At 69.9% G+C, this 17,940-nt stretch carries 16 protein-coding genes; 9 read left to right on the top strand and 7 right to left on the bottom strand.

Annotation, left to right across the window (positions count from 1 at the left end):
• Positions 1–82: 82 nt before the first annotated feature.
• The gene (locus tag JJQ90_RS12230) at positions 83–1,480 is read right to left on the bottom strand and encodes an ATP-binding protein (RefSeq protein WP_329959433.1); all 1,398 of its coding nucleotides are present in this window, start codon (positions 1,478–1,480) and stop codon (positions 83–85) included.
• Between the two features lie 17 nt (positions 1,481–1,497).
• Positions 1,498–2,547, bottom strand: a complete 1,050-nt coding sequence (locus JJQ90_RS12235; RefSeq protein ID WP_216875773.1) for a penicillin-binding protein activator — start codon at positions 2,545–2,547, stop codon at positions 1,498–1,500.
• A gap of 206 nt (positions 2,548–2,753) precedes the next feature.
• On the opposite strand from JJQ90_RS12235, the gene rsmI reads away from it, so the two are divergent.
• Entirely contained in the window at positions 2,754–3,644 is an 891-nt protein-coding gene (gene rsmI / locus JJQ90_RS12240; RefSeq protein WP_329959434.1) for a 16S rRNA (cytidine(1402)-2'-O)-methyltransferase, read from the top strand.
• 329 nt (positions 3,645–3,973) lie between these two features.
• Here rsmI and JJQ90_RS12245 read toward each other — a convergent pair whose 3' ends face one another.
• The gene (locus JJQ90_RS12245; protein ID WP_216875775.1) at positions 3,974–5,035 is read right to left on the bottom strand and encodes a hypothetical protein; all 1,062 of its coding nucleotides are present in this window, start codon (positions 5,033–5,035) and stop codon (positions 3,974–3,976) included.
• A 147-nt stretch (positions 5,036–5,182) separates the two neighbouring features.
• Positions 5,183–6,346, bottom strand: coding sequence for a radical SAM family heme chaperone HemW (gene hemW, locus JJQ90_RS12250; protein WP_216875776.1), 1,164 nt, complete (start codon positions 6,344–6,346; stop codon positions 5,183–5,185).
• A 16-nt stretch (positions 6,347–6,362) separates the two neighbouring features.
• On the opposite strand from hemW, the gene JJQ90_RS12255 reads away from it, so the two are divergent.
• Complete coding sequence (locus JJQ90_RS12255; protein WP_216875777.1) at positions 6,363–6,854, top strand: YbaK/EbsC family protein; 492 nt, start codon at positions 6,363–6,365, stop codon at positions 6,852–6,854.
• 9 nt (positions 6,855–6,863) lie between these two features.
• Here JJQ90_RS12255 and JJQ90_RS12260 read toward each other — a convergent pair whose 3' ends face one another.
• Positions 6,864–7,835, bottom strand: a complete 972-nt coding sequence (locus JJQ90_RS12260) for a quinone oxidoreductase family protein (protein ID WP_216875778.1) — start codon at positions 7,833–7,835, stop codon at positions 6,864–6,866.
• Positions 7,832–8,344 (bottom strand): methylated-DNA--[protein]-cysteine S-methyltransferase, encoded by a 513-nt coding sequence (locus JJQ90_RS12265; RefSeq protein WP_216875779.1) that lies wholly within the window; start codon positions 8,342–8,344, stop codon positions 7,832–7,834. The genes JJQ90_RS12260 and JJQ90_RS12265 overlap by 4 nt, the downstream gene beginning before the upstream one ends.
• A 180-nt stretch (positions 8,345–8,524) precedes the next feature.
• On the opposite strand from JJQ90_RS12265, the gene JJQ90_RS12270 reads away from it, so the two are divergent.
• From JJQ90_RS12270 to JJQ90_RS12295, 6 genes are read left to right on the top strand one after another with little or no spacing between them, the layout of a single operon-like run.
• Positions 8,525–8,905 (top strand): (2Fe-2S) ferredoxin domain-containing protein, encoded by a 381-nt coding sequence (locus tag JJQ90_RS12270; protein WP_216875781.1) that lies wholly within the window; start codon positions 8,525–8,527, stop codon positions 8,903–8,905.
• Between the two features lie 33 nt (positions 8,906–8,938).
• A complete protein-coding gene (mnmE, locus tag JJQ90_RS12275; protein ID WP_457851886.1) occupies positions 8,939–10,264 on the top strand; it encodes a tRNA uridine-5-carboxymethylaminomethyl(34) synthesis GTPase MnmE in 1,326 nt (441 codons plus the stop codon).
• Between the two features lie 18 nt (positions 10,265–10,282).
• Positions 10,283–12,157: a tRNA uridine-5-carboxymethylaminomethyl(34) synthesis enzyme MnmG gene (mnmG, locus tag JJQ90_RS12280; RefSeq protein WP_216875783.1), complete on the top strand. Its 1,875-nt coding sequence runs from the start codon at positions 10,283–10,285 to the stop codon at positions 12,155–12,157.
• Positions 12,158–12,168: 11 nt separating this feature from the next.
• Positions 12,169–12,801, top strand: a complete 633-nt coding sequence (gene rsmG, locus JJQ90_RS12285) for a 16S rRNA (guanine(527)-N(7))-methyltransferase RsmG (RefSeq protein ID WP_329959435.1) — start codon at positions 12,169–12,171, stop codon at positions 12,799–12,801.
• Positions 12,788–13,603: a ParA family protein gene (locus tag JJQ90_RS12290; RefSeq protein ID WP_216875785.1), complete on the top strand. Its 816-nt coding sequence runs from the start codon at positions 12,788–12,790 to the stop codon at positions 13,601–13,603. The genes rsmG and JJQ90_RS12290 overlap by 14 nt, the downstream gene beginning before the upstream one ends.
• Positions 13,600–14,466 (top strand): ParB/RepB/Spo0J family partition protein, encoded by an 867-nt coding sequence (locus JJQ90_RS12295; RefSeq protein ID WP_216875787.1) that lies wholly within the window; start codon positions 13,600–13,602, stop codon positions 14,464–14,466. Before JJQ90_RS12290 ends, JJQ90_RS12295 begins: the two co-directional genes overlap by 4 nt.
• Positions 14,467–14,481: 15 nt before the next feature.
• Here the strand turns inward: JJQ90_RS12295 and JJQ90_RS12300 are convergent, their stop codons facing one another.
• Positions 14,482–15,645, bottom strand: a complete 1,164-nt coding sequence (locus JJQ90_RS12300) for a DegT/DnrJ/EryC1/StrS family aminotransferase (protein ID WP_216875788.1) — start codon at positions 15,643–15,645, stop codon at positions 14,482–14,484.
• 176 nt (positions 15,646–15,821) lie between these two features.
• Here JJQ90_RS12300 and JJQ90_RS27300 point away from each other — a divergent pair, with 176 nt between their 5' ends.
• A complete protein-coding gene (locus JJQ90_RS27300; RefSeq protein ID WP_216875789.1) occupies positions 15,822–17,885 on the top strand; it encodes a methyl-accepting chemotaxis protein in 2,064 nt (687 codons plus the stop codon).
• Positions 17,886–17,940: the final 55 nt, after the last annotated feature.

The following is a 17,940-nucleotide window of genomic DNA, read 5'->3' on the forward strand; positions in this document are numbered from 1 at the left end:
ACGTCGCGGCCAGGGGTCAAGGGGAAGGATCCCCCTATGCCGCGCTGCCGCCCGAATTTCACGTCCGCGGCGATCCGTGGCGCTACGCCGCCGGCAGCCAGACCCGGAAGGTGGAGCCCACGCCTTCCTCGCTCTCGATCTGCATCTGGCCACGATGGCGGTTGACGATGTGCTTGACGATGGCCAGGCCCAGCCCTGTGCCACCGGCATTGCGGCCCCGGCCGCGATCCACCCGATAGAAACGCTCGGTCAGGCGTGGCAGGTGCTGGCGGGGGATGCCGGGGCCGTCATCGGCGACCGTCAGCACCAGGCCGGGGCGGGCGGGCCAGCGCGGCGGCATCGTATCCTCGGCGCGTGCGACGCCCAGGCGGATGGTGCCACCCTCCCGCCCATAGCGGACCGCATTCTCCAGCAGGTTGCGCAGCACCTGGCCAAGCTGGCCGGCATCGGCCGGGCTGGCGATCAGGCCGGGGGCGACATCCATGGCCACCTGGGCATCCCGGGCGGCCAGGATCGGACCCATCGCCTCCACCTCCGCCGCCGCCAGCGCACCGAGATCGACGCGGCCGGTGGGGGGCTGGTGTTCGGTGATCTCGATGCGGGACAGGCCGAGCAGGTCGTCGATCAGGCGGCGCATGCGGTCGGCCTGTTCGGCCATGATGCCGAGGAAGCGGGCGCTCGCCTCCCGGTCATCCTCGGCCGGGCCGCGCAGGGTCTCGATGAAGCCGATCAGGCTGGCCAGCGGGGTGCGCAGCTCATGGCTGGCATTGGCGACGAAGTCGGCGCGCATCCGCTCCACCGCCCGGTCCCGGGTGCGGTCGGACAGCAGCAGCAGCAGGCGGCCGCCATCGCCCAACGGCGGGTCCATCGGCACGGCATGGACGCGGAGTTCACGCGGCACGGGTACCGGCAGTGCAATATCCGCCGTCTGCGGCGCCCCGCCGGCCAGCGCGGCCGCCACGGCCTCGGCCAAGGCGGGATGGCGCAGCAGCGCCGCGAGGTCGCCACCACTGCCGGGGGCGGCGCCGAACAGGCTGCGGGCCTCCGCATTGGCGCGCAGCGGGGCGGCATCGGCATCCAGAACCACCAGCGGGTCGGGCAGCCGCTCGATGATCGCCTCATCCGCCTGGCGCAGGCGGGAGATCTGCTCGGTGCGGGCCTGGAGCACCCGGGCGACGCGCCGGGCGGTTTCCGCCACCTCCGCCACCGAGGGCAGCAGCAGCGGCCCGGAGAGTTCCGGCACCATGCCATTGCCGCCTTCCGCCGCCTGCCGCAGGGCGGCGCCCAGACTGTCCAGGTTGCCGAGCCAGATGCGGGAGACGGTGAGCGCCGCGACCAGGGTGCTGGCCAGGGCCAGCAGCCCCGGCAGCACGGCCAATTCACCGCCCAGGATCAGCAGCAGCAGGGCAATGGCCGGCACGCCGCCAATCAGCGCGGCGCCGGCCAGCCAGCGGCCTGTGGGGGGGGCGGCGACCGGCACGCGATGCAGCGCGGTGCTTAGGAGCCAGGCGTGCCGGGCTGCGGCGCCTGCTCGATGAGCTGGGGCTCGCTGCCGGTGCCGACGGCATAGACCGCGAGGCCGCGCCGCGTCTGGCCATCCGGCAGCAGCAGCAGCGGGCCATCGGCGCCGGCGAAGCTCTCGCCACCGAGGCCGTCACCCAGGCCTGCCTGGCCGGGGGTGGTGCCGTTGCGCAAGGCGCGCGTCGCGATGGCGGCGGCGTCATAGGCGGTGGCGGCGACGCGTGGCGGGGTTTCGCGGAAGGCGTCGCGGTAGCGGGCCTCGAAGCGGGCGCGGGCGCGGCCATCCGGGCCAGCGAACCAGGCGCCGGCCAACGCCGGCTCGCGGCCCAGGCCGCTGTCGGTGAGCCAAAGGGCCGTGCCGAGCATGCGGGGTGTCTGGCCGCCGGCCTGGGCTTCGGACATCCAGGTGGCGGCGAATCGGCGGGCGCGCTCGCCGGTCTCGCCGATCAGCACCGCATCGGCCCGGCTGCCGGAGATGCGGGCGCCGGAGGCGGCCATGGCGGGCTCGGCATTGCCCGGATGCAGCGCGATGCTGGGCGGCGGCAGCCCGAGATCGGAGGTTGCGCCGCGCAGGGCGGTGGCCAAGGCGCGGCCAAAATCATTGTCCGGCGCGCCGAGGGCGAATTGCTGTGCGCCCTGTGCGGCGGCGGCGGCCACCACACGACGGACCTGCTGCTGCGGCGTGATGCCGAGCACCCAGACGCCGGTGCCGGCGCGCTGCGAATCATTGGTGAAGGCCAGAACCGGGACATTGGCGGCACGCGCCGGGCCGGTGACCGCCGCGACCTCCGCGCTGGTCAGCGGGCCGATCAGGATGCGGGCGCCATCGGCGATGGCGGCGCGGGCGGCGGCGGCGGCGCCGTTGGGGGTGCCGCCGGTGTCACGCGGGGCGATCTCGATGCCGGATTGCGATTCGTCGAACAGCGCCATGTAGCCGGCATTCAGCATCGCCTGGCCGAGCGGCGCCTGCGGGCCGGTCAGCGGCAGCAGCATGGCGGCGCGTTGCGGCCCGACCGGCCCGGGCATCTGGGGGCCACCGATTGGCGGCGCGACGCCGATGAAGGAAGGGCGGGGGGCTTGCGGCGCACAGGCGGCGAGGCCCAGAACGGTGGCGAGCAACGCGCCAAGCGATGCCCGGCCAAAGCGGCGGCGGCCCTGGGGCCTGCTTGTCGCCTGGGGCGCAACGGGCGCTTGGGGCTGCGAAGCGGCGAACAGGTGGCGGGACGAGTGACGTGGCAAACGGCGACCCTCCTGAGCGGGCGGCGCCCCGAGAGGCCCCTGTTGGGCTTTCCCTGGTGGCGACACCCATCGGCAATCTCGGCGACCTGTCGCCCCGGGCTCTCGCGGTGCTGGGCGCGGTGGATGCCGTGCTTTGCGAGGACACCAGGGTAACAGGCCAGTTGTTACAGCGTTATGGCGCCTCTGCGACGCTGGTGCCACTGCATGACCACAACGAGGCGGAAATGATACCCCGCCTGTTGGCGCGGCTTGAAGGCGGCGCGCGGTTGGCGCTGGCATCGGATGCCGGCACGCCGCTGGTCTCCGACCCCGGATACCGGCTTGTTCGTGCTGTCATCGAGGCTGGGCTTCCCGTCACGGCCATTCCGGGACCCAACGCGGCGGTCGTCGCCCTGACACTGTCGGGTCTGCCACCTCACCCTTTCGTGTTCCTTGGCTTCCTGCCGCCGAAGGAGGGACCCCGCGCCGCGGCGATTGCCCGGCACCGGGCGGTGGAGCGCGCAGGGCTTGCGGCGACGCTGGTGCTGCATGAGGCGCCGCATCGCCTGGCGGAGACGCTGGCCTCCCTCGCCGAGGGTCTGGGCGGCGATCGCCCGGCCGCGGTGGCGCGGGAATTGACCAAGCGATTCGAGGAGGTGCGGCGAGGGAGCTTGGCGGAGCTGGCGGCGCATTACGCGACCGAGCCGGCGCGCGGCGAGATCTGCATCTGTGTCGGCCCGGCGCCGGAGGAGGTGACGGCGGAGGCAGATCTGGATTCCCAGCTTCGCGCGGCGATGGAGGGCCAGAGTCTGCGGGACGCCGCCGCGATGGTGGCCGCCGCCACGGGCCTGCCGCGCAAGCAGGTTTATGCGCGGGCGATCAAGATATTACAGGCGAAAGTCTAAACCGAAATCTGATTAGAACGATCACCGAAAAACGCTGCTGGATGCTTGCGTCCGGCATTTTTGGGCGCCGTCATTTTTCTCGCAGTTCGCTAAGCGCGATCTGCTGCCTGTCGTATTCTCGATATATCCGCATATCCGCCGGCGTGTCACCAGAGGTCGCGAAAGCCATGGGTGTCACCGTGGACACCTGTGCCTGGGCGCCATAATCATCAACGGCAAAAGCCATCTTCAGGAGCGCCCCAGACCAAGCCTGCAAGGGAGAATGCGAGTGAGCCCCTGCTGTCGGCGAAAATCTCCGCCACAACGAGCAAAAAATAAATAACGATGACTTAGGCTGCTTCTATGCTGATCGAGCCCAAAATTGCGCCGGAGGTGAGCAGTGAAGTAACATCGGTGGAAATGCCAGGGACAAAAATACGATCCGAGTACATGAAAATATGCAATGCTGCGGCCTCGGTGGATGGAGGCAGCAGTATCTCGATCCGGTTGCCCGTCTTGGCCATCGAAGAGGCCTTGGCGATCTGGGTGAACTCCGAAAAAAATACCTGGAATTCCGTCTCGAGGTCGACAAACCTTGTCCGCTCCAATGAAATTCCGATTCGCGCACCCGTAGGAAGGGGAGGCAGGCAGGTTGAAAGACGGGAGCGAGGTCGAGAAGCCCTGAGCCCATTTGAGCCATCTGACTGAAGGTCCGACATGGAAAAAACGTCGGACAGGGCAGATATGGTGGAGGTCTTGAGATCGATTGTCTTTCCCACGGGAAAGAACGGAACAGGAGAAAGATTTGAAATTTCCTGAGTTGGCGGCAGCAGGGGAGCCCCGCGCTGCTCCACCTCGTCAAGGATGTTATTTCTCGTCCTTTCAAATTCCGGTGTTATGTAGTTGAGGCGGCGGACATTGTAACCCATCCGCTCGATCTTGGAAAAGAGGTACGATTTGTCATACATCACCCTGGTGCTGTCGACGAAATCGAAATCAAGAAACTGCTGGTCGATCGCATCCATGGAGTGGACATATTTCCATGACCTCTTCAGCAGGCTGTGGCGGACAGCCATCAAGTCCCGTCTGATATAAAGCACGTTGCACAGGCCGGGGTTTTCCCGGAGAAAACGAATCGTGTGAAACGGCTGGACGACGTCCTTGATGACATATTTTGAGTCTGGAAACAGGAAAGTCTTATAGACCTCGCATATTCCCGCGTAATTTTCATCACGGCGGTCGTAAAATCGCATCCCATTGATGCCTGCCGGCGGCTCAGCCCATCGCTGCCAGTTCAATACCTCACCAGAGGAAGCGGGAGGTTCAAGCAACTGTGTGGACTGCTGAACAAGCCTGTAAGATTCGCTCGTGAAGCCGCGCGGTAATCCCACGATGAGAAGCGGTTTGCTCAATTTCATTCTCATGAATGGTGGAAGCCGGTTCAACTTAACGCCTGTGAAATCCCCCGACTAGCCTCTGGTCTAATTTGCCCGGTGGCCGCCAGGCTTTGCCGGGGTCGTCATCAAATTCCATGCGACGAACAGACCCGAGCCATGCCGCTATCTGACCAGCAAGGGCAGCAGCGCGTCCAGCCGCAGCAGGCCGTCCTGTGTGGCGGCGAGGCGTCCATCGGGGCACCAAACGAGCAGGCCTTCCTCCGCCAGATCGGTGAGGGCGGCGTTGTCGACACATTGGTCGAAGGGCAGCCCGCTGCGGCGTTCGATGCGGGCGGGGTCGACGCCCTCAGTCAGGCGCAACCCCATCAGCAAGGCTTCCCGTGCGCGGTCGCGAGGGGACAGCGCTTCCTCCTCCACCACCGCATGGCCGTCGCGTTGAACCCGGGTGAGCCATTCCTCCGGCGCGCGGTGGCGGCGGGCGGCCATCAGGCGGCCGTCGGGCAGGGTCAGGCGCTGATGCGCGCCGGCGCCGATGCCGAGATAGTCGCCGTAGCGCCAATAGGCGAGGTTATGTCGGCTTTCGGCGCCGGGCTGGGCGTAGTTGGAAATCTCATAGGGCAGCAGGCCGAAGCGCGCGGCTTCCTCGGCGGTGGCGGTGTAGAGGCGGGCGGCCTCGTCGCCCTCCGGCAGGGTGAAGGCGCCGCGGCCGAACAGGGTGGCGAATTGCGTGCCGGGCTCGATGGTGAGCTGGTAGAGCGAGAGATGGTCGGCGGCCAGCGCCAGGGCCTGGCGCAGCTCGGCCCGCCAGGCGGCTTCGGCCTGGCCGGGGCGGGCATAGATGAGGTCGAAGGACACGCGCGGGAAGGTGGCGCGGGCCTGTTCCAGGGCGGTGATCGCTTCCGTCGCACCGTGCTTGCGGCCCAGGAAGGCGAGCGCGGCGGGGTCGAGCGCCTGGACGCCGAGTGAGACGCGGTTGACTCCCGCCGTACGGAAATCCCGGAGTTTTGGCAGCTCGACGCTGGTGGGGTTGGCTTCCAGCGTGATTTCAAGATCGGGCTCGGCGTCGAACAGGCGCGTCGCATCCTCGATCAGTGCGGCGGCTGTGGCGGGCGCCATGAGACTCGGCGTGCCGCCGCCGAAGAAGATGCTGGCGAGGCGGCGGCGGCCGGGCTGGTTGGCGCGGACGGCTTCGCGGGATAATTCCTGGCGCAGCGCCGCGGCGAAGGCGGCCTGGTCGACGCGGTCGCGGACATGGCTGTTGAAGTCGCAATAGGGGCACTTGGCGGCGCAGAACGGCCAGTGGATGTAGAGGGCGAGGGGTTCCATTGGCGGAGATATGGCGATGTCGGGCGGGTCTGTCGAACGGGTGAGGGCGGCGCTTCGGGCAGCGGGGCATGCGGACAGCGTGGCGGCCTTCCCCGAGGGCACGCGCAGCGCCGCGGAGGCCGCGGCAGCGGTGGGCTGCGACGTGGCGCAGATCGCCAAATCCATTGTCTTCCGGGCGGGTGAGCGGCCGGTGCTGGTCATCGCCTCCGGCGCCAACCGCGTCGACATGGCGAAGGTCGCGGCGGCGCTGAATGCGGGCGCTGCTGCGCCGGTGTTTCACGTGAAACGCGCCGACGGGACCTGGGTGCGGGAGGTGACGGGCTTCGCCATTGGTGGCGTGGCACCGCTGGGCCATGCGACGCCACCGCTAGTGCTGGTGGATGAGGCCCTGTTCCGCTTCGAGCGGGTCTGGGCGGCCGCGGGCTCGCCCATGCATGTCTTCGAGACGACGCCCGAGGCGCTGCTCAGCCTGTCCGGCGGCCGGCGCGCGGAGGTGCGCGAAGGCTGAGCTGCGCGGTCAGGGGAGCAGGACGGTGCTGCCCGTGGTCTTGCGGGCTTCCAGTGCCCGATGGGCCTCCGCCGCATCCTTCAAGGCAAAAGTCTGGTTGACGCGGATCTTCACCGCCCCCTGGGCGACCACGTCGAACAGAGCCGCCGCCTGTGCCTCCAGATCCTCGCGCTTGGCGGTGTAGGTCGCGAGCGTCGGGCGAGTGAGGTAGAGCGAGCCCTTGGCGGCCAGGATGCCGATATCGGTGGTGACGGGGCCGGAGGCATTGCCGTAGGACACCATCATCCCGTAGGGCGCCAGGCAGTCGAGGGACGGCGTGAAGCTGTCGCGGCCAACGCTGTCATAGACCACGGGCAGCATGGCGCCGCCGGTGATCTCCTTCACCTGGGCAGGCAGGGTCTCGAGCCCGATGACGATGTGGTCGGCGCCATGCGCCTTGGCGAGCGCGGCCTTCTCCTCCGTGCTCACGCAGCCGATGACGGTGCAGCCCAGATGCTTGGCCCATTGCGTCATGATGAGGCCAACGCCGCCGGCGGCCGCATGGATCAGGATGGTCTGGCCCGGCTGCACCTTGTAGGTGCGGGTCAGCAGGAAGCCGGCGGTCATGCCCTGAAGCATCATCGCTGCGGCCTGCTCGAAGGCGATCGCCTCCGGCACCTTCACCAGGCGATCGGCCTTGATGGTGCGGGCTTCGGCATAGGCGCCGATCGGCGCGGTGGCATAGGCGACGCGGTCACCCGGGGCGACATGGGTGACACCTTCCCCCACGGCCTCGACCACGCCGGCGGCTTCCATGCCGATGGTGGCGGGCAAAGCAGGCGCCTTGTAGAGGCCGGTGCGGAAATAGACATCGATGTAGTTCAGCCCGACCGCCTGGTGGCGGACCAGGGCCTCCCCGGGTTTGGGGGCGGGAACGGGCACTTCCTCCCACACCATCTTCTCGGGACCGCCATATTCGTGGACGCGGATGGCATGGTTCATGGGGGTGTCGTCCCTGCGGCTGGATGGAGGGGGAGGTCGGCCTGCGGGCCATCGGAGTTCGGGCGGGCGCGCCGCTCCAGTTCAAGAAGCACGCGCTTGGTGGGGGCGCCGTCGCCCCCGGAATAGCCACCGATCCTGCCGCCGGCCGCCACAACACGGTGGCACGGGATCAGGATCGGGATGGGGTTCGCGCCATTGGCCTGGCCGATGGCGCGGGCGGATGAGCCGAGCAGGCGGGCCAGGTCGCCATAGGACCGGGTCTCGCCGGGCGGAATGGCCCGCAGCGCGGCCCAGACCCTTTGCTGGAAGGCGGATCCGAAAGGGGCGAGCGGCAGGTCAAATATCGTCCGAACCCCATCGAAATAGTCCTGGAGCTGGCCGACCGCGTCGCGCAGCAGCGGTGTCGGCGATTGGTCGCGGCCACGGCCCCAGTCGAGGGCCACGATCGCGTCGTCTTCGGCCGATAATGTCACCTCCCCGATCGGGGTGAGGCAGGAGAGCTGGGGCATTCACATTTCGTCCAGGGGACCGCCATGCGCCACACTCCGCAGGCGGTCGTCAAGCCGGGGTCATCCTACAACCCTTTCGCCCCGGCTGTCGCGGCATCCCGCAGGCCTGCCCTGGCGGTGCTGCGGCGGCCTCGCTACATGACGCGGAGCCCAGGCTGCCCGCGCGATCCGGAGGTTCTCATGACCGATGCCCTGACCGACCTGGCGGTGGAGCCTCAGGACCCGCCCGCCTATTTCCGCGCGCATGTCTTCGTCTGCTGCAATAGGCGTCCCGATGGGCATAGGCGGGGATCCTGCGCGGCACGGGGCAGCGAGGCCCTGCGGGACTACATGAAGGTCCGGGCGAAGGAGCTGGGCCTTGGTGGCATTCGCATCAACCAGGCCGGCTGCCTGGATCGGTGCGAATTCGGTCCGGCCCTGGTCATCTATCCCGAAGGCGTCTGGTACAGCCCCCAGACGCGGGAGGATGTGGACGCCATCCTCCAGGCGCATCTGGTGGAAGGTGGCCGCGCGCGGCAGTTGATGCTGACGGAACACGACGTGCCGCCGCCCAAGGGCTGAGCGCCCCCGAGTGTTTCACGTGAAACAGACCGCATGAGCGGCATGACCGACACCATCATGGCGCGTGCCTCCGGTGCCGGGCAGGCGGCCGTTGCCGTTCTGCGCCTGTCGGGCGCCCGGGCGGGGGAGATGGTGGCCACCTTGGCCAACGGACTTCCGTCGCCTCGTCGCGCAAGCCTGCGCCGTCTGGTGGACGCGCAGGGCGACCTTCTGGACCAGGCCCTGGTTCTCTGGTTTCCCGGCCCCCACAGCTACACCGGCGAGGATGCGGCGGAGCTGCATCTGCATGGCGGCGCGGCGGTGATCGCGGCGGTGGAGGTGGCGTTGCTGGCGCTGGGCTGCCGCCCCGCAGAGCCCGGTGAATTCACCCGCCGCGCCTTCCTGCATGGGCGCATGGACCTGACCCAGGCGGAAGCCATCGCCGACCTGATCGCCGCGGAGACCGATGCCCAGCGCCGCCAGGCGCTGCGCCAGGCCGATGGCGCGCTGGCCCGGCTCTATGGTGGCTGGACGGCGCGGCTGACAGGGATCCTGGCCCAGCAGGAAGCCGCCATCGAGTTCGAGATGGATGACCTGCCGTCCGACCTGTCCTCCCAGGCCCGCACCGCCGCCACCACCTTGCGCGGCGAGATCGAATGGCATCTGACCGATGGTGGCCGCGGCGAGAAGCTGCGGGATGGTCTGTCCATCGCCATCATCGGCGCCCCCAACGCCGGCAAATCCTCCCTGCTGAATGCGCTGGTGGAGCAGGAGGCAGCGATCGTCTCGCCCCAGCCCGGCACCACCCGCGACATCGTGGAGTGCCGACTGGTGCTGCGCGGCGTGCCGGTGGTGATCGCCGACACCGCCGGGCTACGCGCGACCGAGGATGCGGTGGAGCAGGAGGGCGTGCGCCGCGCCACCCGTCGAGCCGGCGCCGCCGACCTTCTGATCGCCGCCTTTGCCTGCGACCGGGCGCCCGACGCGGACGCACTGGCGCTGCTGGCCAGGTCGGATGGCGCGATCGTCGTGGCGACCAAATGCGACCTGGCGCCCGCGCCCATGACGATCCAGGGCCACGTGACCTTGCCGACCAGTGTCCGGACAGGGCAGGGGCTGGCCGCGCTGAAGCAGGCGCTGAGCGAGGTGGCGCAGCGCCATGCCGGCCTCGGCGATGCCCCCGCCTTGACCCGCACCCGCCACCGTGCCGCCCTGTCCGAGGCTGTGACCCATCTGACGGAAGCCGAATCGGCCACCCTGCCGGAGGTCGCGGCGGAGGGTTTTCGGGCCGCGCTGACGGCGCTGGGGCGCCTCACCGGACGGGTTGAGGTGGAGCAGGTGCTCGACGCCGTGTTCCGCGACTTCTGCATCGGCAAGTAGTCGGCCTATACCGCTCCCATGGCGACGATTCCTGACTTCGATGTGGTGGTGGTGGGCGGCGGGCATGCGGGCTGCGAGGCGGCGGCCGCGGCGGCGCGATGTGGCGCGCGCACGCTGCTGCTGACGCATCGCCTCGACTCCATCGGCGAGATGTCCTGCAACCCGGCCATCGGCGGCATCGGCAAGGGCCATCTGGTGCGGGAGGTGGATGCGCTGGACGGGCTGATCGCCCGCGCCGCGGATGCCGCGGCCATCCATTGCAAGGTGCTGAACCGCAGCAAGGGGCCTGCCGTGCGCGGCCCCCGCATCCAGGCCGACCGCCGACTCTACCGGCAGGCCATGCAGGCCCTGCTGGCCCAAACGCCGAACCTGACCTTGCGTGGCGAGGCAGCCGAGGATCTGGAGATCGACGCCGCAGGCCATGCCCGCGCCGTCATCACCGCCAGCGGCACCCGCATCCCCTGCGGCGCCATCATCCTCACCACCGGCACCTTCCTGCGCGGTGAGATCCATCTCGGCGACACCCGCACCCCGGCCGGGCGGGTGGGGGAGGCGCCGTCTGTCGGCCTGGCCCGAACGCTGGACCGCCTCGGCCTGCCGCTGGCCCGGCTGAAGACCGGCACGCCGCCACGCCTCGATGGCCGCACCATCGACTGGGAGGCGCTCGAGCCCCAGCCGGGCGACGATCCCGCGGAGCCGATGTCCTGGCTGACGGAGCGCATCACCAATCCGCAGATGCTTTGCCGCATCACCTGGACGACGCCGGCCACCCACGCGCTGATCCAGGCCAATCTGCATCGCTCCGCCGTCTATAGCGGCCAGATCCAGGGCGTCGGTCCGCGCTACTGCCCCTCCATCGAGGACAAGGTGGTCCGCTTCGCCGATCGCCAGCGGCATCAGATCTTCCTGGAGCCGGAGGGGCTGGATGACGACACGGTCTATCCCAACGGCATCTCCACCAGCCTGCCGGAGGATGTGCAGGCGGCGCTGATCGCCTCGATCCCAGGGCTGGAGCGCGCCCGCATCCTGCGGCACGGCTATGCCATTGAATACGACCATGTCGACCCCCGCGCCCTGCATCGGACGCTGGAGGTGCGCAGCGTCCCGGGCCTGTTCCTGGCAGGGCAGATCAACGGCACGACGGGCTATGAGGAGGCGGCCGCCCAGGGCCTGATGGCCGGCCTCAACGCCGCCCAGCGTGCCGCCGGCCAGGCGCCGGATCGAATCCTGAACCGGGCCGAGGCCTATATCGGCGTGATGCTGGACGATCTGGTCGCCCAGGGCGTCAGCGAGCCCTACCGGATGCTGACGGCCCGATCCGAACACCGGCTGAGCCTGCGCGCCGACAATGCCGGGCTGCGCCTGACGGATCGTGGCCTCGCCTGGGGCTGCATCGGTTCCGCCCGCGCCGCCCGCCATGCCGACTTCGCCGCGCAGGTCGCCAGGGCGTTGCAGCGCGCGGCCCAGGACGAGGCAACCCCCTATGCGCTGACCGTCGCCGGCGTGCCGATTCGCCAGGACGGCCGCCGACGCACGGTGCTGGAGGTGCTGGCCCTGCCGGATGTCACCGCCACCATGGCCGCCGCCGCTTTTCCCTGGTTGGCCGACCTTCCCCCCGCCGTCGCCGTGCAGTTGGAAGCCGAGGCCTTCTATGCCCCGCATCTTCGGCGCCAGGAGGTCGAGCGCCGCATGCTGGCGCGGGAGGAATCCTTCACCTTTCCGCCGAGCCTCGATTTCCGCGGCATCCCCGGCCTGTCCAACGAAATGCAGCAGCGCCTGTCCCGCGCCCGCCCCGACAGCCTCGGCAGCGCCAGCCGTGTGCCCGGCGTCACCCCCGCCGCCATAGCCGCCCTGGCCGTGCACCTTCGACGCGGCGTGGCCGAGCCGGTATAGGGCTGTTTCACGTGAAACAACCCGCACCTCTCCCCCCGCATCCCACCCCTGACCTGCCGCACCTCGACGCCGAGGCGGCGGAGCGTCTGCACGCCTACGCGGACCTTCTGCTGCGTTGGAACAGCCGCATCAACCTGATCGGCCGCGCCACCATCGAATCGCTCCGTCAGCGCCATATCGAGGATTGCCTGCAGCTCGTCCCGCTGCTGCCCGAAGGCGACGGCCCCATCGGCGATCTCGGCTCCGGCGCCGGCCTGCCCGGTCTCGTGCTGGCCATCGCCACCGGCCGCCCGACCCATCTGGTGGAATCGGATCGCCGCAAGGCTGCCTTTCTCACCGAGGCCGCCGCCCGACTCGGCCTCACCCGGGTTACCATCCACCCGACCCGAATCGAGGAAGCCCGCCTGCCACCGCTCGCCCTCCTCACCGCCCGCGCCCTCGCGCCCTTGAAGGCTTTGCTGCCGGAGGCCGCGCGCCTGCTCGCCCCCGGCGGCACAGCGCTATTCCCCAAGGGCCGCATGGCCGAGGCCGAACTGGCTGAGGTCGCCTCCGATTGGAGCTTTACCCTGGACCGCTTCGCCAGCCGCACCGACCCGGAGGCCACCATCTTCCGCCTCAGCGATATCCGCCATGTCCAGCCGTAAACCGGGGGGGGCGGCGCCGCGCGTGCTCGCCTTCGCCAACCAGAAGGGCGGCGTCGGCAAGACCACCACCGCCATCAACCTGGCGACCGCTTTGGCCGCCGACCACAAGGTGCTGCTGCTCGACCTCGATCCGCAGGGCAACGCCTCGACCGGCCTTGGCATCGGCCGCCAGGACCGCGCCGCAGGTAGCTACGCCCTGCTGGTCGATGGCCGACCGCTGGCGGAGCTGCTGCGACCCACCCAGGTCACCAATCTGTCCATCCTGCCCGCCGACCCCGATCTGGCCGGTGCGGAGATCGAGCTGGTGGGGTTGGAGAACCGCGAACGCCGCCTCGCCACCCTTTTCGCCGAGGCGCGGGAGGCGCTGGCCGATTTCGACTATGTCTTCCTCGACTGCCCGCCGTCCCTTGGCCTCATCACCCTCAACGCCCTGGTCGCGGCGGATGGCGTGCTGGTGCCGCTGCAGACCGAGTTCTTCGCGCTGGAAGGCATCAGCCAGATCACCCGGACCATCGACCGCGTGCGCCGCGCCTTCAATCCGCGGCTGCATCTGGACGGAATCGTCCTGACGATGATGGACCGTCGCAACAACCTGTCGGAGCTGGTGGCCAGCGACGTGCGCGGCTTCTTCAAGGACAAGGTCTTCGAGACCTCCATTCCCCGCAATGTCCGGGTCAGCGAGGCCCCTTCCCACGGCCTGCCGGTCCTGCTGTATGACTTCCGGTCACCCGGTGCCCAGGCCTATGTCAGGCTTGCGGCGGAATTCCTCAAAAGGGAGCGTGCGCGGATCCGCGCCTCATGAGCAGCTCAACCCGCAAACCCCTCTCCCGTCTCGGCCGCGGCCTCTCGGCCCTGATCCCGGACGCCCCCGCCAGCCCCGCGAGCGGGGATGCGCTCCGCAATGTGCCGGTCGAGGCGCTGGAACCGGGCCCCTTCCAGCCGCGCGGCGGCATGGACCGTGCGAGCCTGGAGGAACTGGCCGGCTCGATCCGGGAACACGGCATCCTCCAGCCCATCCTGGTCCGCCCCAAGGCGGGCAGCCCCGGCAGCTACGAGATCATCGGCGGCGAACGCCGCTGGCGCGCCGCCCAGGCCGCGCAGCTGCACGAGGTGCCGGTCGTCATCCGCGACCTCGGCGACCGCGAAGCCATGGCCGCCGGCCTGGTCGAGAACCTCCAGCGCCAGGACCTGAACGCGCTGGAGGAGGCCGAGGGCTACAAGCGGCTGCTGGAGGAATTCGGCCTGACGCAGGAGGGCCTTGGCCAGTCCGTCGGCAAAAGCCGCAGCCACGTCGCCAATACGCTGCGCCTGCTGACCCTGCCCGATCCGGTGCGCGAATTGCTGCGCGGCGGCGTGCTCACCGCCGGCCATGCCCGCGCCCTGGTCGGCACGGCCGAGCCCGCGAAGCTTGCCGCCCAGATCGTGGCGCGCGGATTGAGCGTCCGTCAGGCGGAGGCCCTGGCCGCGGCCCCGCCGAAGACGGAAGGCGCCGGCGGTCCGCCGCGCCCGCAGGACCCGGAGACGCGGGCGCTGGAGCGCGACCTGACCGAGCGCCTCGGCCTGAAGGTGGCAGTGCGCCACCAGGGCAAGGGTGGCGAGGTCACCATCCGCTACCGCGACCTCGACCAGCTCGACGGCCTGGTGCGCCTGCTCTCGGGGGGCTGAACCCCCCGAGGTCCTTCACACCGCGCTGGCCACCGCCGCCACCACGCGGGCCACCTCGGCCTCGGTCAGATAGGGGTGCATGGGCAGCGACAGGATGCGCTGGCACAGCATCTCCGCCACCGGCAGGTCCGGCGCGCCGGCGGCGATGCCCTCGGCATGGGCCTTGGCATAGGCCGGCTGGTGGTGCAGCGACTTCGGATAATAGATCCCGGTCGGCACGCCGGCCGCCTTGCAGACGTCCTGCACCCGGCTGCGCGCGGCCGCATCCTCCAGCAGGATCGAATAGAGACCCCAGGCATGGCCCGGCACCATTGCCGGCACCTGCACCTTGCCTGCCAGCCCCGCCGCATAGCCCGCCGCCACCCGGGTCCGCGCCGCCAGCTCGCCTTCCAGCAGCGGCAGCTTGGCCAGCAGCACGGCGGCCTGGATCGTATCCAGCCGGCCGTTCATGCCGGTGCGCTCCACCTCGTAGCGGGTCTTGCCCTCGCCATGGGTGCGCAGGCTGCGCCACAGCTCGGCGCGGTCGGCATCGTCGGTCAGCAGCGCGCCGCCATCGCCGTAGCAGCCCAGCGTCTTGGTCGGGTAGAAGCTCAGCGCCGTCGCATGCCCCCAGCGCCCGAGCCGCTTGTTGCCGAGCGAGGCACCAAAAGCCTGCGCCGCGTCATCCAGCGCGAACATGCCCTTCTCGGCGCAGATCGCCTCGATCGCGGGCCAGTCGGCGGCCAGGCCGAACAGGTCGACGCCGACCACGGCCGCCGGCCGCAGCCGGCCCTCGGCCTCGACCAGGGCGATGCGGCGCTTCAGGTCGGCGATGTCGATGTTGAAGGTCACCGGGTCCACATCGACGAAGATCGGCGTCGCCCCCAGCACCAGCGGCACCTCCGCCGTCGCGGTATAGGTGAAGGCGGGCAGGAACACCGCGTCGCCGCGGCCGATATTCTCCCCCATCATGGCGATCACCAGCGCATCGGTGCCGGAGGAGACGCCGACGCCATGCGCACAGCCGGCGAAGGCGGCCAGCTTCTGCTCCAGCTCCACCACCTCCGGCCCATTGATGAAGCGGCCGCTGTCCAGCACCGAGGCCAGGCGCTGATCCAGCTCCGCACGGATCAGCGCCTGCTGCGCCTTCATGTCGAACAGGGCGATCGGAGGAAGCGGGGAGGAGGGCTGGCTGGTCATGAGGATCCGTCACGCGATGTGCGGCGCCCTCCATAGACCCCGACAACCGCGCCGGCCAAATCACCGGGCGTTTCGCCGCTTTGCCGAGCCCCGCCGCGGCGTCCTCCGCGACCTTAGCGGGATGGCAATACCCCAGTGCCATTCTAGGATATCTTCCCAGCAGGATCCTTCCGCCGATGCGCATCCGCTCCGCCTTCCTGATCGGCTTCGTCGCCGTCGCACTTCCTGGACTTGGGTTGTCCGGCTGGATGGCGGCGCAGGCCTGGCGGGATGCCGCCCGCGCCGACCAGGCCATCCTGGCGACACAGGTGTTCAACGATGTGGGCCGCGCGCAATCGGCCTTCGCGGTCCAGACCGGCAATCTCAGCGTCGCCCTGCGCGCGCCCAGCCCCGACATGGTGGCTGTCCAGCGCAGCCATGAGCAGGCCATGCGCCTTCTGGAGGCTGCCCAGGCCAGCGCTGGCGCCGCGGGATTCGACGCGGAGGGGCCTCGGGCCGCTGCACAGACGCTGGAGGCGTTGTTGCAGCGGGCACGGCAGGCCGCAACCCGGCCGCCGGCGCAGCGCGACCCGGGCGACATGCGGGAACTCCTGGCCCGCCGGGCGGAGGTCGGCAATCGCCTGTCGGGGATCGGCTCGGCCGCGGCCCGCGAAATCGGCCGTCTGGCACCGGACATTGCCGCATTTACCGAGATGGCGACCCAGGTCATGTCACTTCGGGAAATGGCGGGACGGCGCGCCTTGGGCATCGCGCCCATGCTGGCAGGTGCGCCGGTCACCGCGGAAGCCCTGCGTCCACTGGACGAGGCCAGCGGTCGCATCGCCGAGGCCATGGCCAATATCGAGCGGATGACCGAAGCCGCCGCCATCCCCGCCTTGCAGCAGGCGCTGGGGCGGCTGCAGCAGGGCTTCGTCCGTGAGGCCGATCCCTATTGGCGCGCCAATCTCGCGGCGGCACGGGTCGGGCTGGGTGGGGTCGCGCCTGTCTGGCCGCAGGATTCAGCCGCCTTCAACGCCTACACCATCCCCGCCTTGGCCCGCATTCTTGAGATGCGGGACGCGGCGCTGGACCAGGCGCTTGCGCGCGCTGCGGAGGAAGGGGCCTCCAACCGCCGTACCCTGGTGGTGACCTCCGCCATGGTGCTGGTCACCCTTCTCCTGGTGGCGGCGGCGCTGACCACCCTGCTGCGACGCGTCGTGGCCCCGCTGGGGGCGCTGACCGGGGTGGTGGGTCGGATTGGCGGCGGTGAGCTGACGCTGGATGTTCCCGGCCGCGACCGCAGCGACGAGCTGGGGGAGATGGCGGGCGCGATCGAGCAGCTGCGCCAGTCCTCGCTGGAGCGGGTGGCGCTGGAAGTCGCCCAGGCGCGGGAACAGCAGGCCCGGCTGGCGCGCGCCGGCCAGGTGGAGACGCTGCTGCACGGCTTCGAGGCGGAGACGGCCGGGGTGCTGCGGACGGTGGCCTCGGCGGCGACGGAGCTGGATGCGACGGCGGCCTCGATGGCCTCGACGGCGGAAAGCGGTGCGGCGCGCGCGACGGCGGTGGCGGATGCCTCGGCGCTGGCGAGCACGAATGTGGGCAATGTGGCGGCGGCGACGGAGGAGCTTTCGGCTTCCATCTCCGAAGTCGTGCGGCAGATCGAGGCCTCGGCGCGGGCGGCGCGGGAGGCGACGGAAGCGGCGGAGGCCACGGATGCGACGGTGCGCGGACTGTCGGAGGCGGCGTCGCGGATCGGGGATGTGGTGCGGCTGATCGGCGATATCGCGGGGCAGACGAACCTGCTGGCGCTGAATGCGACGATCGAGGCGGCGCGGGCCGGGGAGGCCGGGAAGGGCTTCGCGGTGGTGGCGTCGGAGGTGAAGCAGTTGGCGGCGCAGACGGCGAAGGCGACGGAGGAGATCGGGGCGCAGATCGGTGCGATGCAGACGGAGACGACGCGGACGGTGGATGTGGTGCGGGCGATCGCACGGACGATCGAGACGCTGAACGCGACGACGGCGCAGGTGGCGGAGACGGCATCGCAGCAGGCGCAGGCGACGGCGGAGATCGGTCAGGCGGTGGCGGAGGCGGCGAGCGGGACGCAGCAGGCCGCGCACCATGCGACGGGCGTGTCGGAGGATGCGGCGCGCACGGGGGCGGCCGCGGGCGATGTGCGCTCGGCCTCGGCCGACCTGGCGCGTCAGGCTGAAATCCTGCGCGGCAAGGTGGACATCTTCCTCAGCGATATCCGCGCAGCCTGAGGCGATGGTTCGTACAGCGGCGGAACGCGAGATCGCGATTTTGTGATGTTAGGAA

It is taken from the genome of Falsiroseomonas oleicola (assembly GCF_019029495.1).
GTDB classification, from domain to species: Bacteria; Pseudomonadota; Alphaproteobacteria; order Acetobacterales; family Acetobacteraceae; genus Falsiroseomonas; species Falsiroseomonas oleicola.